At 69.9% G+C, this 17,503-nt stretch carries 26 protein-coding genes and 1 tRNA gene; 1 reads left to right on the plus strand and 26 read right to left on the minus strand.

The annotated features are described in order from the left end of the window. The 4 genes from GBA65_RS15190 to GBA65_RS15205 are packed head-to-tail and all read right to left on the minus strand — an operon-like array spanning position 1 to position 5,205. Positions 1-1,668 carry a S49 family peptidase gene (locus tag GBA65_RS15190; RefSeq protein ID WP_166397276.1) on the minus strand — a complete coding sequence of 556 codons (1,668 nt, stop codon included), beginning with the start codon at positions 1,666-1,668 and terminating at the stop codon, positions 1-3. Next, positions 1,665-2,921, minus strand: coding sequence for a phage portal protein family protein (locus GBA65_RS15195; protein ID WP_166397277.1), 1,257 nt, complete (start codon positions 2,919-2,921; stop codon positions 1,665-1,667). The genes GBA65_RS15190 and GBA65_RS15195 overlap by 4 nt, the downstream gene beginning before the upstream one ends. Next, positions 2,922-4,565: a hypothetical protein gene (locus GBA65_RS15200; protein ID WP_166397278.1), complete on the minus strand. Its 1,644-nt coding sequence runs from the start codon at positions 4,563-4,565 to the stop codon at positions 2,922-2,924. It abuts the gene before it with no gap. Beyond that, the gene (locus GBA65_RS15205) at positions 4,504-5,205 is read right to left on the minus strand and encodes a hypothetical protein (RefSeq protein WP_166397279.1); all 702 of its coding nucleotides are present in this window, start codon (positions 5,203-5,205) and stop codon (positions 4,504-4,506) included. The genes GBA65_RS15200 and GBA65_RS15205 overlap by 62 nt, the downstream gene beginning before the upstream one ends. Positions 5,206-5,261: 56 nt before the next feature. Between GBA65_RS15205 and GBA65_RS15210 the strand changes: the two genes are divergently transcribed. Then, positions 5,262-5,981 carry a hypothetical protein gene (locus tag GBA65_RS15210; RefSeq protein WP_166397280.1) on the plus strand — a complete coding sequence of 240 codons (720 nt, stop codon included), beginning with the start codon at positions 5,262-5,264 and terminating at the stop codon, positions 5,979-5,981. 14 nt (positions 5,982-5,995) lie between these two features. Here GBA65_RS15210 and GBA65_RS15215 read toward each other — a convergent pair whose 3' ends face one another. The 22 genes from GBA65_RS15215 to GBA65_RS15315 form a co-directional block, all read right to left on the minus strand. Further along, entirely contained in the window at positions 5,996-6,253 is a 258-nt protein-coding gene (locus tag GBA65_RS15215; protein WP_166397281.1) for a hypothetical protein, read from the minus strand. Positions 6,254-6,620: 367 nt separating this feature from the next. After that, positions 6,621-6,692 (minus strand) — tRNA-Trp (locus GBA65_RS15220). A gap of 54 nt (positions 6,693-6,746) precedes the next feature. Further along, entirely contained in the window at positions 6,747-7,166 is a 420-nt protein-coding gene (locus GBA65_RS15225; RefSeq protein WP_166397282.1) for an HNH endonuclease, read from the minus strand. 332 nt (positions 7,167-7,498) lie between these two features. Next, the gene (locus GBA65_RS15230; protein WP_166397283.1) at positions 7,499-8,275 is read right to left on the minus strand and encodes a hypothetical protein; all 777 of its coding nucleotides are present in this window, start codon (positions 8,273-8,275) and stop codon (positions 7,499-7,501) included. Further along, on the minus strand, positions 8,265-8,744 hold the full coding sequence (locus GBA65_RS15235) for a hypothetical protein (RefSeq protein ID WP_166397284.1): 480 nt from the start codon (positions 8,742-8,744) through the stop codon (positions 8,265-8,267). Before GBA65_RS15235 ends, GBA65_RS15230 begins: the two co-directional genes overlap by 11 nt. After that, positions 8,737-9,162, minus strand: a complete 426-nt coding sequence (locus GBA65_RS15240) for a hypothetical protein (RefSeq protein ID WP_166397285.1) — start codon at positions 9,160-9,162, stop codon at positions 8,737-8,739. The genes GBA65_RS15235 and GBA65_RS15240 overlap by 8 nt, the downstream gene beginning before the upstream one ends. Further along, positions 9,159-9,287 (minus strand): hypothetical protein, encoded by a 129-nt coding sequence (locus GBA65_RS25385; RefSeq protein WP_266096498.1) that lies wholly within the window; start codon positions 9,285-9,287, stop codon positions 9,159-9,161. The genes GBA65_RS15240 and GBA65_RS25385 overlap by 4 nt, the downstream gene beginning before the upstream one ends. A gap of 1 nt (position 9,288) precedes the next feature. Continuing rightward, entirely contained in the window at positions 9,289-9,459 is a 171-nt protein-coding gene (locus GBA65_RS15245; RefSeq protein ID WP_166397286.1) for a hypothetical protein, read from the minus strand. Then, positions 9,456-9,656 carry a hypothetical protein gene (locus GBA65_RS15250; protein ID WP_166397287.1) on the minus strand — a complete coding sequence of 67 codons (201 nt, stop codon included), beginning with the start codon at positions 9,654-9,656 and terminating at the stop codon, positions 9,456-9,458. Before GBA65_RS15250 ends, GBA65_RS15245 begins: the two co-directional genes overlap by 4 nt. After that, positions 9,653-10,006: a hypothetical protein gene (locus tag GBA65_RS15255; RefSeq protein WP_166397288.1), complete on the minus strand. Its 354-nt coding sequence runs from the start codon at positions 10,004-10,006 to the stop codon at positions 9,653-9,655. The genes GBA65_RS15250 and GBA65_RS15255 overlap by 4 nt, the downstream gene beginning before the upstream one ends. Continuing rightward, entirely contained in the window at positions 10,003-10,392 is a 390-nt protein-coding gene (locus GBA65_RS15260) for a hypothetical protein (RefSeq protein WP_207955808.1), read from the minus strand. Before GBA65_RS15260 ends, GBA65_RS15255 begins: the two co-directional genes overlap by 4 nt. Continuing rightward, positions 10,389-12,068, minus strand: a complete 1,680-nt coding sequence (locus GBA65_RS15265; protein ID WP_166397289.1) for a helicase HerA domain-containing protein — start codon at positions 12,066-12,068, stop codon at positions 10,389-10,391. The genes GBA65_RS15260 and GBA65_RS15265 overlap by 4 nt, the downstream gene beginning before the upstream one ends. Next, positions 12,062-12,421: a hypothetical protein gene (locus GBA65_RS15270; protein WP_207955809.1), complete on the minus strand. Its 360-nt coding sequence runs from the start codon at positions 12,419-12,421 to the stop codon at positions 12,062-12,064. Before GBA65_RS15270 ends, GBA65_RS15265 begins: the two co-directional genes overlap by 7 nt. Further along, positions 12,418-13,011 carry a hypothetical protein gene (locus GBA65_RS15275; RefSeq protein ID WP_166397290.1) on the minus strand — a complete coding sequence of 198 codons (594 nt, stop codon included), beginning with the start codon at positions 13,009-13,011 and terminating at the stop codon, positions 12,418-12,420. The genes GBA65_RS15270 and GBA65_RS15275 overlap by 4 nt, the downstream gene beginning before the upstream one ends. Next, positions 13,008-13,439, minus strand: coding sequence for a hypothetical protein (locus GBA65_RS15280; protein ID WP_166397291.1), 432 nt, complete (start codon positions 13,437-13,439; stop codon positions 13,008-13,010). The genes GBA65_RS15275 and GBA65_RS15280 overlap by 4 nt, the downstream gene beginning before the upstream one ends. Further along, positions 13,436-13,594, minus strand: coding sequence for a hypothetical protein (locus GBA65_RS15285; protein WP_166397292.1), 159 nt, complete (start codon positions 13,592-13,594; stop codon positions 13,436-13,438). Before GBA65_RS15285 ends, GBA65_RS15280 begins: the two co-directional genes overlap by 4 nt. 8 nt (positions 13,595-13,602) lie before the next feature. Beyond that, complete coding sequence (locus tag GBA65_RS15290; RefSeq protein ID WP_166397293.1) at positions 13,603-13,983, minus strand: hypothetical protein; 381 nt, start codon at positions 13,981-13,983, stop codon at positions 13,603-13,605. 109 nt (positions 13,984-14,092) lie between these two features. After that, entirely contained in the window at positions 14,093-14,743 is a 651-nt protein-coding gene (locus GBA65_RS15295) for a putative metallopeptidase (protein ID WP_166397294.1), read from the minus strand. After that, a complete protein-coding gene (locus tag GBA65_RS15300) occupies positions 14,740-15,000 on the minus strand; it encodes a hypothetical protein (protein WP_166397295.1) in 261 nt (86 codons plus the stop codon). Before GBA65_RS15300 ends, GBA65_RS15295 begins: the two co-directional genes overlap by 4 nt. After that, complete coding sequence (locus GBA65_RS15305; protein ID WP_166397296.1) at positions 14,997-15,806, minus strand: sigma-70 family RNA polymerase sigma factor; 810 nt, start codon at positions 15,804-15,806, stop codon at positions 14,997-14,999. The genes GBA65_RS15300 and GBA65_RS15305 overlap by 4 nt, the downstream gene beginning before the upstream one ends. Further along, complete coding sequence (locus GBA65_RS15310) at positions 15,803-17,116, minus strand: replicative DNA helicase (RefSeq protein WP_166397297.1); 1,314 nt, start codon at positions 17,114-17,116, stop codon at positions 15,803-15,805. The genes GBA65_RS15305 and GBA65_RS15310 overlap by 4 nt, the downstream gene beginning before the upstream one ends. Then, entirely contained in the window at positions 17,113-17,487 is a 375-nt protein-coding gene (locus tag GBA65_RS15315) for a hypothetical protein (RefSeq protein WP_166397298.1), read from the minus strand. The genes GBA65_RS15310 and GBA65_RS15315 overlap by 4 nt, the downstream gene beginning before the upstream one ends. Positions 17,488-17,503 lie beyond the last annotated feature (16 nt).

Consider the following 17,503-nt stretch of genomic DNA (forward strand, 5'->3'; position numbering starts at 1 on the left):
TTACGCCCCCTTCCTGATCTCGCCGGCGGCCGCGAGCTCGCTCGCCACGGCCCCGTAGCTCTCCTTACCGAGGCCCCGTGCCTCGAGCGTCGCCTCGACGCGCTCGTGGTCGGTCATCCCCTCGAAGCCCCTGCCCTCCTCGACGCCCTCCTCGCCGAACCGCACCGCGCCCTTGGAGGCGTCGAGGGTGGAGCGCCACCTCGCGGCCCGCTCCTGCGCGGGCGCGTTCTCTGGCTCCATCGCGGCCTCCAGGAGGTCCGGCTTCGCCGAGGCGGTCAGGCGGGGCTCCACGCCCCGGAGGTGCGCGGCGGCTATCTCGGCTTCGACCTCCTTATCGGCCAGCCGGCGGACCAGCTCCGCCTTCTCGCTCTCGAGAGCGGCCAGCTGCCCCCGGTACTCCTCCACCTGGGCGCGCAGGTACTCGACCTCCTCCGCGCTCGGGCTACCGGCGTCGGCCTCGGCCCCGCCCCCGTTCGTCTGCTGCGTCGTTTCGGTCATGTCCTCCCTCGTTCCGTCGTTTGCTTCCGCCCCTTCGTCCTCCGCTCGCGCGGACGCGGTTGGCTGCGCCGACCCCCGGCTTTCCGTAGCCGGGGGGTCCTCGCCGACGAAGAACTTGCGCATGTGGGCCATGAAGCCCGTCTCGCGCCTCTCGTCGCCGGCCGGAGCATCGGTATGCTCCGGCCCTTCCGCGGCCGTCTGGATGCCGTTCTCGCTCATGCGTGTCGCTGCCTCCTCTGGGTTGTGGGTGACGATCTTCGTTGGGCGCGCGGCCAGCGCCCGGCTCGAGGCGGCCGGCAGGAGGGCGCGACCGCCCTCGGCGACCCCTGCTCCTTCCTGCAGCCTGCCCACCACCTCGCCCTCGGAGCCCAAGGCGTCCACCATGCCGGCCGCCAGCGCCCGTTTGCCGGTCATGACGAAGCCCTGCCCGAAGTCCTGCTCGACCTTCTCGAACGAGACTCCGCGCGCGTCGGCGACGAACCGGATGAACTGGTCCCCCATGTCGTCAATCCACTCCTGGATCGCCGAGCGCCCGGCCGCGGTGTTGGGGTCGGGTCGCTTGTTGGGGCTGCGGGCGTTGACGAACTCCAGGTACGGGCTCTTGCCGGCCGCCTGGGGGTTGAAGACCCGCACCACCGTCCCGATGCTTCCGACGGAAGCGGTGGTCTCCGCGGTGATCCTCCCGGTTGCGGACGCGAGGTAGTAGCCCGCGCTCGCGCACATGCCGTCGCAGAAGGCCTCTATGCGCTTGGCGCCCTCGTCCCGCTTCTCCCGGATCAGGGAGGCGAGCTCGTTGATCCCGTAGGCCTCGCCGCCGGGGGTGTCGAAGACGAACAGGATCGAATGCACCGACGCGTCGTTGTAGGCGGCGACGAAGTCCTTGGCGATGGTCTCCGTGGAGACGCCGCCGGAGACCTCGGTGAAGAGGTTTGCGCGCCGGACGATGGTCCCCTCCACGGGGATGCGAGCGACGCCGTCCTTGTTGGTCACCGTGCGGGTGTTGTCCAGGGGGCGGCCCACGGCCTGCTCCACCGCCCGCACGTCGAGCTTCTCGCCGGAAGCGACGCGGTCGAGGTAGCGCAGGAAGATCGAGTGCAAGAACTCGACGTGCCCGGGGTCGCACAACCACGGCGAGTTCGCCAGCTTCTCCACGAATCTGAGTCCGTTCAAGGCGCCGCGTCCTCCTCTTCTTCCGCCCGATCGGCGGCTCTCGGTTGTTCGGTCTCCTCGTCGGCGCCTTCGGGCTTCTCGATGCCCATCTGCCTGGCGTACGCCTCCGTCAGAGCCTCCCGGAACCAGGGGGGCAGGTTGCTTAAGTGCTTCTCGGCCGCGCCCCTCACGCGCTCCTTGGGCTCCTCGGCGATGTCTTCGCACTCGACGGTGGGGACGGCCGCCCCCGGCCCGTAGTAGACGTCGCAGATCGCCTTGGGCAGCGCTCCCGCCGCCTCCTCCATCTCGGCGATGCGCCCCTCGGTCACGTTGTTCAGGAGGCGGTACTGGACGTCGGATGCGTTGTAGGACCCCGAGTTGCCCTCCTGGGCGTAGGCGAGCCACTGCACGAGCGTCGAGACGGCCATCTCGAAGTTCAGGTCCGTGATCGCCTGGCGGAACGTGACGCCGGGGTTGGAGACGGCGAGGCGGGCCAGCTCGTCCTCGGGGTCGATGATCACCGTGGAGCCGCTCCTGGAGTCCCTGGCGGCCTGCTCGAAGGCGGTCCGCTTCTCGCCGGTGGCCTTCGTCTTGCCGACGGTCGAAGGGCCGCCGTGCTGCTCGAGGTTCTTGTAGCGGTAGAACGAGACCTTGCCCTTGACGGTGAAGTAGTGGTAGGCGGTGTCGAACGCGCTCTTCCCGGTCGTGGGGTTGACGGTCGAGTCGTGGGCGTAGACGAACGCCTTGCGCTTCTCGATCAGGAACGTCTCGTTCACGGTCCGGCCCTCGGCGAATGCGCGCTGCTTGAAGCCGACCACGCGGTTGTTGCGGTCGCGCTCGGGGGTGCAGGTCTCCACGGGGCGGAAGGCGACGTCGCGGATGTAGGGCAGGTTGTCCTCGTCGAGGTCCCACACGATCTCCGCGTAGGCGACGCCCTCGCCGATCGCCTGGCACATCCCGGCGACGATCCTGCGCATGATCGGGTCGAGCATCCGCCGGCAGAGGTCGGCCTCGCCCGTGTCCCCGTCCGCCTCCACCACCGACCACTTCGGCGCCCGGATCGGCCAGGTGAGGGCGCTGAGCATCGCTTCGGCCCAGCCGTCCCGGCCGAACATGGTCTTGAGCTCGGCCGGGGTGGGCTTGCGCTTCTTGCCGAGGAGGTCCCCGATCCTTATGACCTCGTCGCCCCACGCGTAGGAGGTGCCCTTCTCCCCGGTCGCGGGGGCGTTGGCCTTGCCGTTCTCGGAAGCGGTGCCGTTGCGAGAAGCGCCCACCTAGAACCCCCCGCCAATGGAGCCGAAGCCGGCGTTCTCCATCGAGCCGAACGAGGAGTCCGAGTGTGAGGTCGCCGGAGCCGCGCTCCCGGTGTCGAGGTCGTGCCACGCCCAGTACGCCGCGTCGGCGAGGTCGAGGGGCTTGGTCTTCGGGAACCGCTTGAGGGCCCGCTCGAGGACCGCGTGGGTGCCGATGACGTGCACGAAGCGCCCCCTCTCGTAGTCGACCAGCATCAGACCGCCCCTGTGCGCCTTCGAGCCGTGCCCCGCCCCGGCCTTCTCCGAGCGGAACGCCGGGAGGTCGCGCTCGGCCACCCGGCCCTCCTCGACGAGCTCGCGGCAAGCCTCGTCGTAGGCCGTGCGCCACAGGTCGCCGCCCTGGTCGGTCTCCACGCCGACGGTGTCCGCCCCGAGCTCGACCGCCTTGAGGATGGCGCGGCGGAGGACGTCCTTCGGGCTCGTGCGCTCCTCCCACGAGAAGAAGCGGTAGATCGTCCCGTCGGAGGCCAGCCCGTCGGCCTGGATGCCGTGCGCGTCGGACGCCTTGGTGTCCGTGACGGCCGGGTCCACCCAGACCACGACGCGCTCCAGGGCGGCCCAGGGCACCTCGTTCCAGCGGCAACGCCGGAACTCGACGTGGTCGTACATGCCGCCGGGCGGGGCCGACACCTCGTGCTGGCGCTCCTGGAGGAAGGCGCTTATCCCCTCGGTGTCGACGATCCGCTGGCAGGCGGCGAGGTCCATGCCCTGCCACGTGGCCCGCCCGCCCGTTATCACGTAGCGCGTGCGGTCCTCGAAGCCGCCCGGCGCCCCCGGCGCGACCGGCTCGTACTCGAGGTCCTCCACCGCGGGCACCGGCCCGTCCGTCACCCTGTCGGCCAGGAAGTCGGGCTCCGTGTTCGGCGGCCCGAGGCCGAACAGGAGGGAGAACACCGAGCCGGGGTGGACCATGTTCTGCCCCCCGATCACGGCAACGTCCACCGCGCCGGCGGGCAGGATCCTGTTCTTGAGGGCCAGGAGCTTCTTCACGACGGCGGCCGGCGAGTCCGCCTGGTCGTCGAGGTCGTCGAGGATGATCAGGCCGGGGCGGTGGATCTTGAACTTCTTGCCGCGGGCGCTCGCCGTGTCGAGCCCGATGGCGTCCACGGTGAAGCCCGAGGCGGTCGAGAGGCGGTTGCGGTTCCAGCCTTCCGAGTGGCCGTACTTGCCGACCGCCCGAGCAGAGAGCTCCGGGTAGTACCTCGCGATGCCGTCGGAGTTGGCGAGCATGTCCTTGACGTTGGTGACGTGGTCGTTGGCCTGGTCCTGCAGGCCGCACACGTACAGGACGTAGGGCCGGATCCTGCGCGCCCCGATCGCCGCGCACGCCATCTCCATGCTCGTCGACTTCGCGTGACCCCGCGGCCAGCCCCACAGCGAGGGCTGGGGTTTGACGCCGGGCCGGATCGCCCACACCCTGTCCCAGAACCTCGTCTGGTGCGGGGCGAACGGCACGGGCTCCCCGCGCTCGTCGGAGACGTGGCCGGGGAACATCGCCCTGATCCACCTCGCCCAGTCCTGCTCCAGGCGCGTCCTGCTCTGCTCATCGGCCTCGGACGGGGGCAAGAGCCCCTCCGCCGCCTCCAGAAACATCCTGGTGAACAAGTCGCGCGATTCCGGAGCTGATCGCAGCAAGCCTCTCCCTCTCCGGTACGTGTTCCCTCACCACCGCCACGATCGCCCCCACCAGCGCGAACGCCTGCTGCTGCGTCACGATCTGCTGCATCTCGACGACGCGCTTGCGCTCGGACTCGGCGAGCTTGCGGCGCTGCTCGACCAGCCTGCCAACCTCGTCCCAGGCCGCCTGGTCCTCGGCCCCGCCCTTGACGATCCTGCCGATCTGCTGGAGGCACCTGCCCGCCGTCGAGGCGTCCCTCTCCGTCTGCGTCCTCTCGAACTGCTTCCACAGCTCGACGAGCTCCGACCACGCCGCCCCGCTCTCCCCGAGGCGCATGCGCCCGAGGACGTCCCCGATCCTCGCGTCCACCAGGGCGACCTCCTCGCGGAGCTCCCAGTGCGCCTCGTCGTTGCGCCTGGCCTCGTACAGCTCCAGCGTCCCGCCGGCGAGCACGCGCCCGTACTTGGAGGAGGTGCCGTCCTTGAAGGTGCCGGAGCCGGCGCCGATCGCGCTCTTGCCGCCGTGGATGTGGCAGACGTCGCGCCCCACGACGGCGTCTTTCTTGCACCGCTCCTGGCTACGCTTCGACTTGGCCTTGCACTGCACGACGGTCCTTTCTGGGGTCATCCATGAGGTGAACCTTCATCCATGAGGTGGCTCGATGCTGTACAATGGGCGATGCAATGAGCCCCAACAGAGCTTGCGACCAATGCGCCGCCGAATATTACGTTCGTCCGTCCACGTTGAGAAAAGGCTTCGGGCGCTACTGCTCCAAGCATTGCTCTAACCTCGCGAACAATCCATCCCTCTCCCAACGAGTGCCGCCGGAGATCGAAGCGAAGATCATCGAGGCGTACCGAAACGGCGCGAGCAAACAGCGGGCGGGAGAACCCTTCGGCTACGGGCGGGGCGGCGTCGCCAACGTCCTCAAGCGCAACGGCATAGAGCCCCGAGGACTCTCCGAGGCCAACAAGGGCCGCGTGGTGTCCAAGGCGACCCGCGCCCTAATCTCTCGGAACCACCACGACGTGAGCGGCAAGAACAATCCGATGCACGGCAAGCCGCCCGGCCACGGCCGGCGGGAGTACGTCGCGCACCTGGATGCATGGGTGCGTTCGTCGTGGGAAGCCACGGTAGCCCGCGCGCTGCTCTCGCTGGGCGTCCCCCACGAGTACGAGAGACACCGCATCGTGCTCGGGGAGCGCACCTACCTACCGGACTTCTACTTGCCGGATAGCGACGTCTACATCGAGGTCAAGGGCTGGGCGAACGAGCGATGGCAGCCGATCCTCGACGCACTAGCCTTACGGACCGACATGCAACTGGTGGTCATCGGGACGTCGGAGTACAAACGCATCACCGCACGGCCGGAAGCACTGCGCGACATTCTCGCCTTCGATTGAGCGGCTAGAGAGGCCTACGCTCCCGAGAAGATGGCCTTCACGCCGTGCTGCCCGTCGCCCGAGTACGCCAACGAGAGGCCCATCTCTTCGGCCACGGTCTCGTAGCGGCGTCGGGTCGCATCGTCCACCACGCCGCCCAACGGCACGGTTACCCTATGCTCGATGCGGTACGTGTCCGGTGCGCTGGTGTAACCCCTCGACTTCTCGATGGTCGCGATGCCCCGCATCGCGACCAGCTTCTCCGCCAACAAATCGGCTTTCTGTGCATCCATGCCTGTTCCTTTCTTCCTCAGTAGGCGTAGCCCGCGAGCTCGGCGCCGTAGCAGGAGCTCGTTGACGCCTCGGCCTCCGCGGGATCGGGGCGCGCAAGCATCAGCGCACACGTCAGGACGGTTGCGAGCACGAAGAAGACCCCTCGCGGGGTCGGCAGGTAACGGATGGGGCTCTCTCTTCCGGCCCCCCCGCCACGGAGGAGGCTAGGGGTCAGTGAGGGGCCGGCCCGCGAGAAAGGAGGGGGCGCGGACCGACCCGGGAAAGGGCGGCGGACTTAACCCGTCCGCCCGAGGGCCCGGAGCCCATTGCCGGGGTTTCGCCGGGCGTCTAGCCGCGCGCCGGCCTGGGCTGGGGCAATGCCCCATGCTGGGTGAGAGGGCTCGAACCCACGACCTGCGGTTTTGGAGACCGCTGCTCTACCGACTGAGCTACCACCCAAGGGCCGCGGCGGGCGTTCGCATACCGGAACACCCCCCGCCGTTTCCAGTTCGATCAGGCGTTCACGAACTCTTCGGCGGTCCTCCGTCCCTTGCCAAGGTTGCACGGCGGACACGCCAGCGCGATATTCCACCAGCCGTCGTCGCCGCTTCGACTCAACGGGACCATGTGCTCGACGTGGAAGACGCCCTCCAACTCCGCCTCGCAGTAGGCGCACAGCCCGTCCTGGTCGCGGTACATCTGCGCCACCTCTTCGGCCGTGTGGGAACCTTCGGCCGCCGCCTGCTGGGCCCTGTACGCCCGGTTGTAACCGTGGACGGCATCGGGGTTCGCCGCACGCCACCGCTTGCCGTACTCTTCCCCGTACTCCGGGTGGGCGTCTGCCCATTCCTTCTTTCGGGCTTTCTGGTCCGGACGCTTGGCCCGCTCGCGCTCGTACTCTCGCTTTCGCTCCGCTTGCTCCGGCGGGAGCACCAAGCCCCGCTTACGAAGCCGATCCCGCCATTGCTCGGCCGTGGGCGTACCGACCGTCGGCTCGCATGCGCTACAGACAGGCGGCCGCGCGGCCTCGCCGATCTTTCGAGCGAAGGTCTTGAAGCAAGAGAGTGGTTTGAGCTTTGAGCAGGCGACGCAACGACGCCCCTTGATATACTTCCGCCGCATCCAGACCTCGATTCTGGTTGCCGGGTCCGGGGTGCTACCAACACCGCCTTCTCGGAGACGCCGTTTTCCTCTTCTGGCCGCGTCCCGGCTTCCGGGCGCAGCATTCGAACGTAGCGAATACTAGCCGGGTCCATCTGCGTTTGTCAAGTCGCCCTACGGTCGGCGTCGTCCACGAGCATCTCCCACGGGAACCTCACCCCCCAAAGGGCGCTCTTCCTGAGGGCCGCCCGGACGGTCTCGCGGTCGCGCTTGAACTCGGCGGCGAGCTGACGGACGGCGGCGGGCTGGGAGTGATAAGCGCCCCTGAGGACGGCGAAGCGCTCCCTGATCTCCCCGTCGCGGTTGCGGGCCTCTTCCGTGCGGTCCTGGTGGTGGGCCTCCAGCCTGTTGGAAGCGCGTATGTCCTCGTCGACCTCCAGCATGAACTCGTCGGAGACCGTCTGCTCGAGGACCTTCTCGAAGGCGTCGCGGGCGAGCTCGCAGACCTGGCGCACGGAGACGAGGTCGACGGGCTCGCGCAAGAGCTTCTTCATCTTCTTCTTGTCGGCGGAGTCCTTCACGAGCTTCTCCAGGCGCTCCAGCTCCACCATGCCGCCGGCGGCGTTCTCCGAGAGGAGGACCTGGCGGGCCGCCGATGCGCGCAGGGGGTGCTGCTCTGGGAGCCACTCCAGCCACAGCCCCAGAAGGTAGTCGTCGGTCAGCGCGCGGCGGCGCTGCTCGTCGGAGGCCCGGCCCTTCAGGCGCCGCGCCTCGTAGTACGCGTCGATGCGGTCCTGCGAGCGGGCGTTCAGCAGGACGTTGCCCCCGCGCTTGGTCTTGTCCATCGGCGTCTCGGGGTCTATGCGTCCCTGTATGCGGTTCGGGTAGTCCGCGTCCAGCCACCACCTGAGACGCGGCCCGTTGTGCTCCCTAAGCCCCACCGCTCTCCTTCCCCTCGACCTCGGAGAGATCTATGCGCTCCCCGTAACGGTTGTAGGGCACGAGCGTGGCCTTCGGGGGAGGCGCCAGGTCCGCCCCTCCGAGCCGGACGTTGCCGTGGACGCGCATGCCCCTCGCGCCCTCCGGCAGCCCCTGTTCCCGGGCGATCTCGACGCTGGGGTACACGTAGCCGACGTGCGACGTTTGCGGGTGCCCCTTCGGCCACCTGCCCGTCGCCTTCCAGTACATCGCCGCGAGCCGGTCCACTTCTCGGTTGCGGAATACCTCCGACTCGCGGTTGATGCTGAGCAGGTTGTCGATGCGCTCGCGCTCGTTGCCGAGCTCCCACACGTCGAGGTTGCGAGCCTTCAGCCACGCCTCGAAGCGCCCGACCGGCTCGGCGAGGAACATGATCCTGTACCCCCACGAGGCCACCTTGTGGCCCGCGTTCGTGATCAGGTTGCTAAGCACGTCGTCTCCCCGTCTTTCTCCTGTAGCCCCAGATCGGCCTCCCGTTCACGCCGACGACCTGCGCCCCCACGAGTGCTCTCGCGCAAGACGGGACCACGGCCCGCCAGAACGCCGGACGCGACCTCCCGATCTCTTCCTCCAAGCTCCGGAGGCCCGGGAGCAACCGCCCGGCGAGCTCGACCACTTCCTTGCAGAGCCTCGCCCACAGCACCCTGAATGGACCGAGCATTTGTTCCACGGCCGTGTCCTCGGACCAGCGACGCCTCACGATCGCCCTGGTGAACTGCAGGGCTTCCAAGCGGTCGAACAGGGCGTCCTTCCTCGCGTCCGGTACGGGGCTAGCGTAGGCGACGTCTACGGCCTCCTTCGCCGCCTCTATCCGGCGGTCGAGGCGCTCGAGTTCGCGCTCCCTGCTCATCCCCACACGATCCACACGATCGCGACGACGGTGGTGCACACCATCCCCAGCGAGATGAGTCCGCGCCAGGCAGCGCCCGCGTCGACCGGCTTCTTCTCGACCTTCCTGCCGCCGTTCTCGCTCACGTCAGCGGTCCCCTTCCTTCAGGTTCTCTTCCATCGTCCGCTGCATCGCGTCCAGGGCCTCCCGGTACGCCTCGTCGTGGCCCTTCTCCTCGACCAGCTCGCGGTAACGCTCCCGGAACACGGCCGCCAGGTGCTCCGCGAGCTCGTCGCGTTTTCCCTTCGGGGACGTCACTTGGCGGGCCTCCTCACGCTCCAGCACCACCACACCAACATCTGCAGCTTGTGGGCCGTCCACAAACCGCCGTCGAAGCGGAACACGTTGGACACCGAGACCTCTTTGCCGAAACGCTCGACGAAGGGACGGAGCAGGCGGGGAGCGGGCCTCCGCGGCCCCACGACGGTCAACTCCTGCATGTGGAACTCGCTCATCCGGCCCACACCCTCTCCGGCCACCGCTGCAAGATGACCTCTGAGCCGTGGTGCTTCTCCAGCCAACAGATCGCCCTGTCCACGTCGTCCATCTTTTCGTCCCCGAGCCAACTGCGGCGGCCGTAGAGCAAGTCCGTCTCGTCTAGGACGTGCAAGTCGTTGCCGGTCGGGCGCTCGTAAACGTAGAAGAAGGTGCCGTTGGGGGAGAGGTACAGCGTCTGGGCGTAATTGCCCTCCACCTGCTGGACGCCGCCCCGCTGGTCGCGGTACTCCGGCAGCCAGTGCTCGTGCCGGTGGATCAGCTCCGCCGTCTCCGTGTCGTACAGCTTGCCCTTCACTATGGCCTTCACGCCGCCTTCTCCTTCCTTCTTGCCTCCAACGCCCTGCGCACCATCGCCACGGCGGTGCCGTCCCGTAGCATGCTCGGAGGGAAGCGTTGGACGTTCCAGCCCATGCTCTGCGCGAGGTTGTACTTTTCGCAGTCCCTCCTGAAGCCCTCGGGCGTCGTGTGGCGGCTCTTCCCGCCCCCGTGGCCCGTGCCGCCCTCCACCTCGATCGCGATCTTCTCGTCGGGGTAGGCGGCGTCGAACCTGAAGTCCCGGTCCTCCATGAAGACGAACTCCGTGACGGGCTCGGGCAGCTTCGCCGCCTTCAGGTCGAAGAGGAGGCCCCGCACGAGGCTGTGCTTGTAGTCGGCCTGGACCTCCTTGATCGTCGCCCTGTTCTTCTCCCTCACCGCAGCCCCTCGGGAAACAGCAGGACGGAGGCCTTCGCGCGCCCCGGCCTCGGGTACTCGACCAGCCCGAGCGCACGGAGCTCGGCGAGCCGGTCGCGGAAGGCCGAGGAGCGGTCGCTCTGCCCGGCGGCGTGGGCCAGCTCCTCGCGCGAGAGGCTGTTCGGGTGGCGCTCGACGAGCGCGGCGACGATCCGGGCGGAGGCGTCCTGCAGGTGCGCGTACCAGGCGCGGTGCAGGTCCCCCACGGTGCGCGGCGCCGCGCGGCCGTCGCGGGGAGCCTCTGCCCTCCCGCTCGCCGTCAGGGCCACCACCCCTCCGGAGGGGTAGGTGATCAAGCCGGCGGCGTTGAGCGCGGCCAGGTGGTCTCGGAACGCCGAGGACCTGGGGCCCTGGCCGGCGAACACCGCGAGGTTGTTCCGCGGCAGGGAGCGCACCCCGAGGTCCTCCAGGTCCTTGAGCGCCTTGAGGATTCGCCGGCGCGCCGGCGGCAGGGCCCCCTCGGCGCGGGACTCGGGCTCCGGGGCGGGCGGGGCGGCGTCCTCCGCGGGCTCGGCGCGCTCGGGGGCGCCGGCCGGCTTCTCCGGGACCCCCAGGCGGGCCACGAGCTCGTCCGCGTATCCCCGGGCCTCTTCCATCGCGGCGCGCAACCGCCCGTTCTCCTCCTCGAACCACCGGGACCTGTCGCCGGCGTACCCGGCGGCCGCCTCCGCGCTCGCGAGCTCCCGCCTCAGGCGCTCGACCTCGGCGTCCGTCGACGCGGGGCGTTCGGCGCCGGCGTCGTCCGGCTCCTCCTCGGGGAGCGAGGCGGCGAGCTTCTGGAGGACCTCGGCGAGCGCCTCGGGGCGGGGGCGGCGGGAGCGCCGGACCGTCCTCCCCTCGCCGTGCGTGGTCGAGACGTCGCCGCTTCGGACCAGCACGACGCCCTTGGCCGGGATCGCCGGCCCGAAGGCGAAGAAGTGGCCCGGGGGCAGCTCCTGCAGGGCGGCGCGGCCGGAGCGGTCGAACCCGAGGGCGTCCCCGGCGCGCCGGACGTCCGTGTCGAGCGTGGTCAGGCCGATGAGCTTGTTCTGCAGGCCCCCGGCGGCCCCCTTGTCCAGGTCGGAGAGGCGCTGCACGGCGAGGACGGCGCCGAGGCCCCTCTTCCTCCCCCTCTTCACCAGCGAGTTGATCGCCGCGCTCGCGCCCGAGGCGCTCCGCTCTGGCGCCAGGCGCTCGGCCTCGTCCACCACCACGAGGCGCGGGCCCCACATCGAGCGCGGCAGGCTCAAAAGCTCCTCGAGGAATAGTCTCACGAAGCGCTGCTGGTCGTCCTCGTCGAGGTCGAAGAGGTCCAGGATCGCGGACGCCCCGAGCTCGGAGAGCCTCCGGCACAGGGCCTTCGCCGTGCCCGGGCGGGCGGGGAGGTCCCCCTCGCCCTCCGTGGCGCTCACCAAGACGTACGGGTAGCGCTCGCGCAGGGAGGCGAACTCGCCCTCCACGTCGAAGAGGACGTGCGGGAGGCGGCCGTGGGTCTCCTCGAGGAGGTAGCGGATCATCCACGACTTGCCGCCGCCCGACTCCGCTTGGATGAGGAGGCGGCTCGACACCAGCCGGTCCACGTCCACGGCGAGCTCGCCCTCGGCCCCCTCGCGGCCGAAGCGCAGCACGGGCGAAACGGGATCCCCGCCGGCTACCACGAACCCTCTTCCCTGTCGAACGGCTCTTCCTCGAACGACTCCCCCTCGTACTCGCTTCGGCGCTCCGGCTCCCTCGGCGCCGGCAGCTCCCAGCGCTGCACGGGGGCGGGCTTGTTGTACGCCGCCACGGCCCGGGCCACCTCCTCGGTGGTCGGGGTCAGGGCGTAGACGGCCGAGGTGTTGTAGAGCTGGGTGGCGATCCGGTCGTCAGCCTCGCCCTCGGCGTCCGGCACGTCGATGCGCACGAAGGCCGTCCCCGCGAGCTCCTGCTCGGAGACGTAGCCGCCGAGCCGCCTGTGGCCGAACAGCTCCAGGATCGCCCAGCCCTCGAAAGCCTGCTTCTCGTCGCTCAACCCTTGCTCCCTTCGTCGTTGCGGGGAAACGCCGCGTCGATCCTGTCCCTGATCTCCAGGAGGATCTGCGCCATGCGGTGCCACATCCGGTAACGCGCCGCCTTCACCAGGTAGCGCTCGGCCTTCTCCTCCGCTTCCCGCCACCGTTCCATGGCGAAGGCGATGCGCTCCTCCGGCGTGGCGTCCCCGGACGTCTGGGCGATCTCGATCGCTCCCTTCCAGGCATCGAGCGTGGAAAGCTCGCGCAGGAGCTCCTCGGCCCGCGCGGAGGCGTGCTGACCGCCCACCACGGCGGCGTAGAGCCCCGGGAACCGTCCGCCTAGGTAGACCCCGAGGTCCTCGTCCTGGAGCGCCGCGTGGACGGCGTTCAGGGCCTCCAGCATCGCGCCCTGCTCCGCCACCAGCCCCTCGTATTGGCCGAACAGGTAGACGACGTCCTCCCTGAACCCCTCGACCACGAACCCGACGACGCGTCCGTCCACGAACTCCACGTCGTCCTCGGGGTATTCGCGCAACCGCTCGCGGATCTCCGCGAGGCGCGCGTCGCGCTCCCAGAAGCGCTCCCACCTCCTCACGTTAGGCACGCTCATCTACCCCTTCGCTTCACCAGTTCCGACGCGTCCAAGAGCGCGAAGACCTCCCAGGACGTCGCCTCCGACGAGTCGTAGGGCTTCTCGGCGTTGGCGGGGTTGGGGTCCCACACGACCTCCCCGTCCCGGCAGACCACCGCGTGCTCGTAGGGCCCGTTCCTGCTGGGGACGGTCCCGATCGTGTAACCCTCAAACGGCCTGTCGTCACCCTCGCCGCGGACGAGGTTGTAGGTGGTAAGCCCCCGCTCGCGGAACCACCCCCCCCACGCCTCGTTCCATCCGTCCTCGCCGTTGTCGTTGGGCGCAACGTCCGGAACGTCCTCGAGCGCGAGCTCCAGGATCGACGCCACGCAAGCGGCGTAGCAGTTGCCGGCTTCCTCTCGGGGGGCGTCCGGCCCCCCGGACCTGGTCTGAGCAACCGGGATCATCGGGCTCTCCTCTCGTCGTCCTCCGCGTCGGTGCAGCCCAGCCACCTCGCCGGGTCGGCGTAGGGGTCGGGGCCGCTGATCATCTCCTCGTGCCAAACGCGCCGCGCGGCCCGGAAGTCGGAGGCCTCGACGGCCCTCTGCTCGGTCTCGCTCACGTCCCGCGCTATCCCCACCACGAGCCCCGCCTCACGCGCCGCCAGAACATGCGTGACTCCAGCCGCGCCAAGACTCCTATCTCGGGTAGGATCTTGTACGCCGCCCGGCGGGGTCCGTACACCATGCGCCAGAGGCGGTAGTCCTTGCGCGTCTGGCGCCCGGTGCGCGCGGCCGCATCCCAGGCGCAGAAGAGGACGTAACGGATGGGACCGTGGCGCCGACGCGACGGGTTGTACCAGCTCGCCCCCGGCGCCCCCCGCCAGAAGCGGAAGAGCCAACGCGCCGTGGCCCACGGCTCCCGCCAGTCGAAAAACACCCAGCCGCCGTGGTCGAACCGCTCGGTGTAGGGCGTCCAGTACCAACCGCGCTTGTCCATCTTTCGTATCAAGCTCCGCTCCCTCCCGCGTACTCGACCTCGGATATCGTGCACATCACCACGCCCCGCTCTCCGCGCGACATCGGCAGAGGGGTTCCCCGCAACTGCGCGTCGTCCAGCCTCACGAGGACCTCCCGCCGGCCAGCACCTCGCCGGTGTGCACGTCGACGACCCGGCCGTTGTGCTCCAGGGTGGCCCTGACCCCACCCCCGTCCGGCGTAGCGCGGTCTAGCGCATCCTCGCCGCCGCCCTCCTCCTGGACGCCCCCGGCCTCGTCGACCGCGTCGAGGGAGAGCTGCTCGACCCCGGCCCTCACGAACTCCTCCAGGTCCTCGCGCCAGAGCCCGTGCCTCTTCACCACGTCGCGAAAGCCCGAGACGTCCGGCCCGACCACCGCCAGCTTCGTGTTGCCCTCCTCGTCCCACTCGATCTCGCAGGAGCACAAAGCCTCGTCGATCAGCGCCTCCCTGCCCTCCTCCGTCAGCTTGCTCCACGCGTCCTCGGCGACCTCCAGGACGAAGAGGTCGTGCGGCTGGTCGCCGTACTCGTGGGCCTCGGTCGGGCTGGCGAAGCGCCGGACCGACTCGGCGAAGATCAAAAAGGCGTTCAGCCCCCCGATCTTCTTCGCCCTCGCCCAGACCTGCCGCCCCTTCGACGTCGGCACCTTGTCGACGAACACCGCCGTAACCGTGACTCCCTGGAGGTGTCCGTGGTGTTCGCCGATCAGCCGGTCCGCGACCTCCTGCGCCTTCCTCGCCAGCCTGAAGCTCATCTGCTCCCCTTCCTCTCGTCGTTGATCCGCATCGCCATCTCCGCGCCGTACCAAGCCCCTCCGAAGACCTCCTCGTGCCTGTAGATCAGCTTCCCGCAGCGGATCTGGTAGTCCCAGCCGTCCCGCACCAGCCGCACCGTCGTCGCGTCGGGCTTCGGGGCGTTCGCGGGCTCCTCTGCGAGCCTGAGCCGTCCGGCGGCCCGCGTCGGGCTCGACTGCCGTTGTTGGTGCTCGAAGAGCCTCCTCGCCTCGCTCACGCGACCCTCCTGAGCTTTTTGAGGCCCGAGAGGACGCACTGGCGGGCGCGCTCGTTGGAGAGGCCCATCTCCTCGGCGACCTCGACGAGCTTCTTCTCCTCGGCCCCCTCGCCGAGGCCGAACCGCGCGACGACGGCCTGCCGCTCGCGGGCGGTGAGCATGTACCAGGCCTTGCCGAGGATCTGGCGCAGGGCGAGCGACCCGAGCGCCTCCTCGTAGCCCTTTTCGCTCGACACCACCCACCCCTCGTAGCGACCGCCGCCTTCGGGCCCGTCCGCGGAGCGCATGGATTGGAGGCTCGACGCGGCGGACGTCGCGGCCTCGAGCTGCGCCCTGGCGTAGGGGCGAAGGCGCCCGGCGTCTTTGGCGGGGGTGCCGGGCGAGCCGTAGGCGAGGCCCCTCGGCACGTGCGCCGCGTAAGACGCGTTGAGGAGGTCGAGGACGGCGAAGCGGGCGCAGGAGAAGGCGTAGGAGCGGAACGAGGACTTCTCCGGCCGCCACGTCCCGAGGCCCGCGAGCATCGCCGCCATCGCCTCCTGCCTCGCGTCGTCGCGCTCCACCCCCCTGACCATCGCGGCGCCCGCGTGCTTGGCGGCCAGGGCCTCCGCTATCCCGCCGAGGTGGCCGGCGAGCTCCTCGAGCGCTTCGCGGTCCCCGGCGCGGGCCCGACGGGCGAGCAGGTCGACGAAGGCCACGCTCACCGGGTCGGCGAAGTGGCGGGCGGCGCGGCGACCGTACCAGCCCTCGACGCGGCCGTCGGTCTTGGGGCGCCGACCCGGCGGCCTACCGTAGCCGATCGGGCTCACGCCGAGAACCTCCTGCCGTCGGAGATCCAGAGGCCCGCGTCGAGGTAGAGCGTGGCCTCGAACAGGGAGCCGTGGCGGTTCTTCTCGAGCGCGATCTCGAGCTCGTCCTCGGGGGCGTCCTCGTAGTGGCTCGTCCGGAACAGCATGGCGACGACGTCGGCGTCCTGCTCGATTTGCCCGCTCGCCCTCAGATCGGAGAGGATCGGCCGCTTATGCTTGCCGCCGCGCTGCTCGTTGGCGCGGGAGAGTTGCGCCGCCGCGACGACGGGTATGCCGAAGTCCTTCTTGATCCGGTCGAGGTCGAAGGAGATCCTCGAGACCTGCTCGTAGCTCGACGCCTCCCTCGCCTCGGGCTCGGGCATGAGCCTCTGGAGGTAGTCGACGACGAGGAGGTCGGGCTCGTACCTCAAGACGTTGCGCCTCACGTCGGCGACGGTCTGCGTCCCCCGGTCGTCGACGTAGAGGGCGCACCCGGCGAGCTTCGTCGCCTCCCGGACGATGCGCTTCGCCTCCTCGTGCGTGATCTTCCCCTCCTCCACCCGCTCGCCCGAGACCCCGGCCGAGGCGGTGGCGAGCCTCCTCAAGTAATCCTCGAGCCCCATCTCGGGGCTCTGGAGCAGGACCCTCTTGCCCTGCCTCGCGACCGTCGCCGCGATCTGCGCGCAGAGGAGCGACTTCCCGGCGCCGGGGCGGCCGGCGACGAGGTAGAGCCTGCCGGGGTTCAGGCCCTTCACCGCCCGATCGAGCTTCGGGATGCCGGTCCTCAGGCCCGTGACGCCGCCGTGCTCGCGCGCCTCGTCGAGCCAAGCGACCAAGTCGTCGACGCCCTCCGCTATGGCCCTCGCCCCGCCCTTCGGGTCGCGCCTCACGACGCCCTCGAGCTCGGCCATCGCCCTCTCGGGGGCGCTCTCGTACGTCTCCGGCTCCCCGGAGAGGCACGCCTCCTTCAGCCTGTCCGCCGCCGCCAGCGCCCGCCTCGCGCGGCTCGCGGAGAGGACGATCTCGGCGTAGCGGAAGGCGTTGACGGCGGTCGGGACGCTCTCGATGAGGGAGAACAGGGCGCCGCGGTAGTCCTTGCCCTTCGGCAGCTTCTCGGCGACGAGGAGGTGGTCGATCTCGTCGTGCTCGCGGGCGGCGGCGCGGATCGCCTCCCACAAGACCCGATGGCCCTCCCGCCAGAAGTCCTCGGCCTCGAGCTCCCCGACGAGGCGCGAGAGGGCGGCGTTGCTCACGAGGCACGCCCCGAGGACGGCCCGCTCTGCGTCCAGGTCGAAGGCGGGCTCCCCCGCCGCCGAGACTCGCCCCGTCACAGCACCCTCTTCCTGCCGCGGGCACGGGGCCGTTCGTCGCCGTCCCGCTCGGCGGCCCTGGCGGCGTCGGACGCCGCCCAGTTAGCGAAGGTGCGGCTCGGCTTCTTGTAAGGCCCTGCCGCGCCGGTCCTCACCTTGAACGCGAGCGAGGTCGCGGTCGCCAAGGCGTCGACGCCGGGGTAGGTCCTCCGCACGTCGGCGACGAGCTCGAGCGTCTTCGCCTCGGGCTTGTCCCAGCCCTTCACCGAGAGGAGGGCCTCGACGGTGAGGCGCGTTTCCTCGTCGAGGCAGGAGAGCTTCGGCCCTTGGTTCTCCTCGCGCGCGCTCCCTGACGGTTCACTGACGGTTACTCCTGACGGTTCGGGTGGCACCGGCGCCCCTGCCCCG

Origin of the sequence: Rubrobacter marinus (assembly GCF_011492965.1) — a bacterium.
Classification (GTDB): domain Bacteria; phylum Actinomycetota; class Rubrobacteria; order Rubrobacterales; family Rubrobacteraceae; genus Rubrobacter_F; species Rubrobacter_F marinus.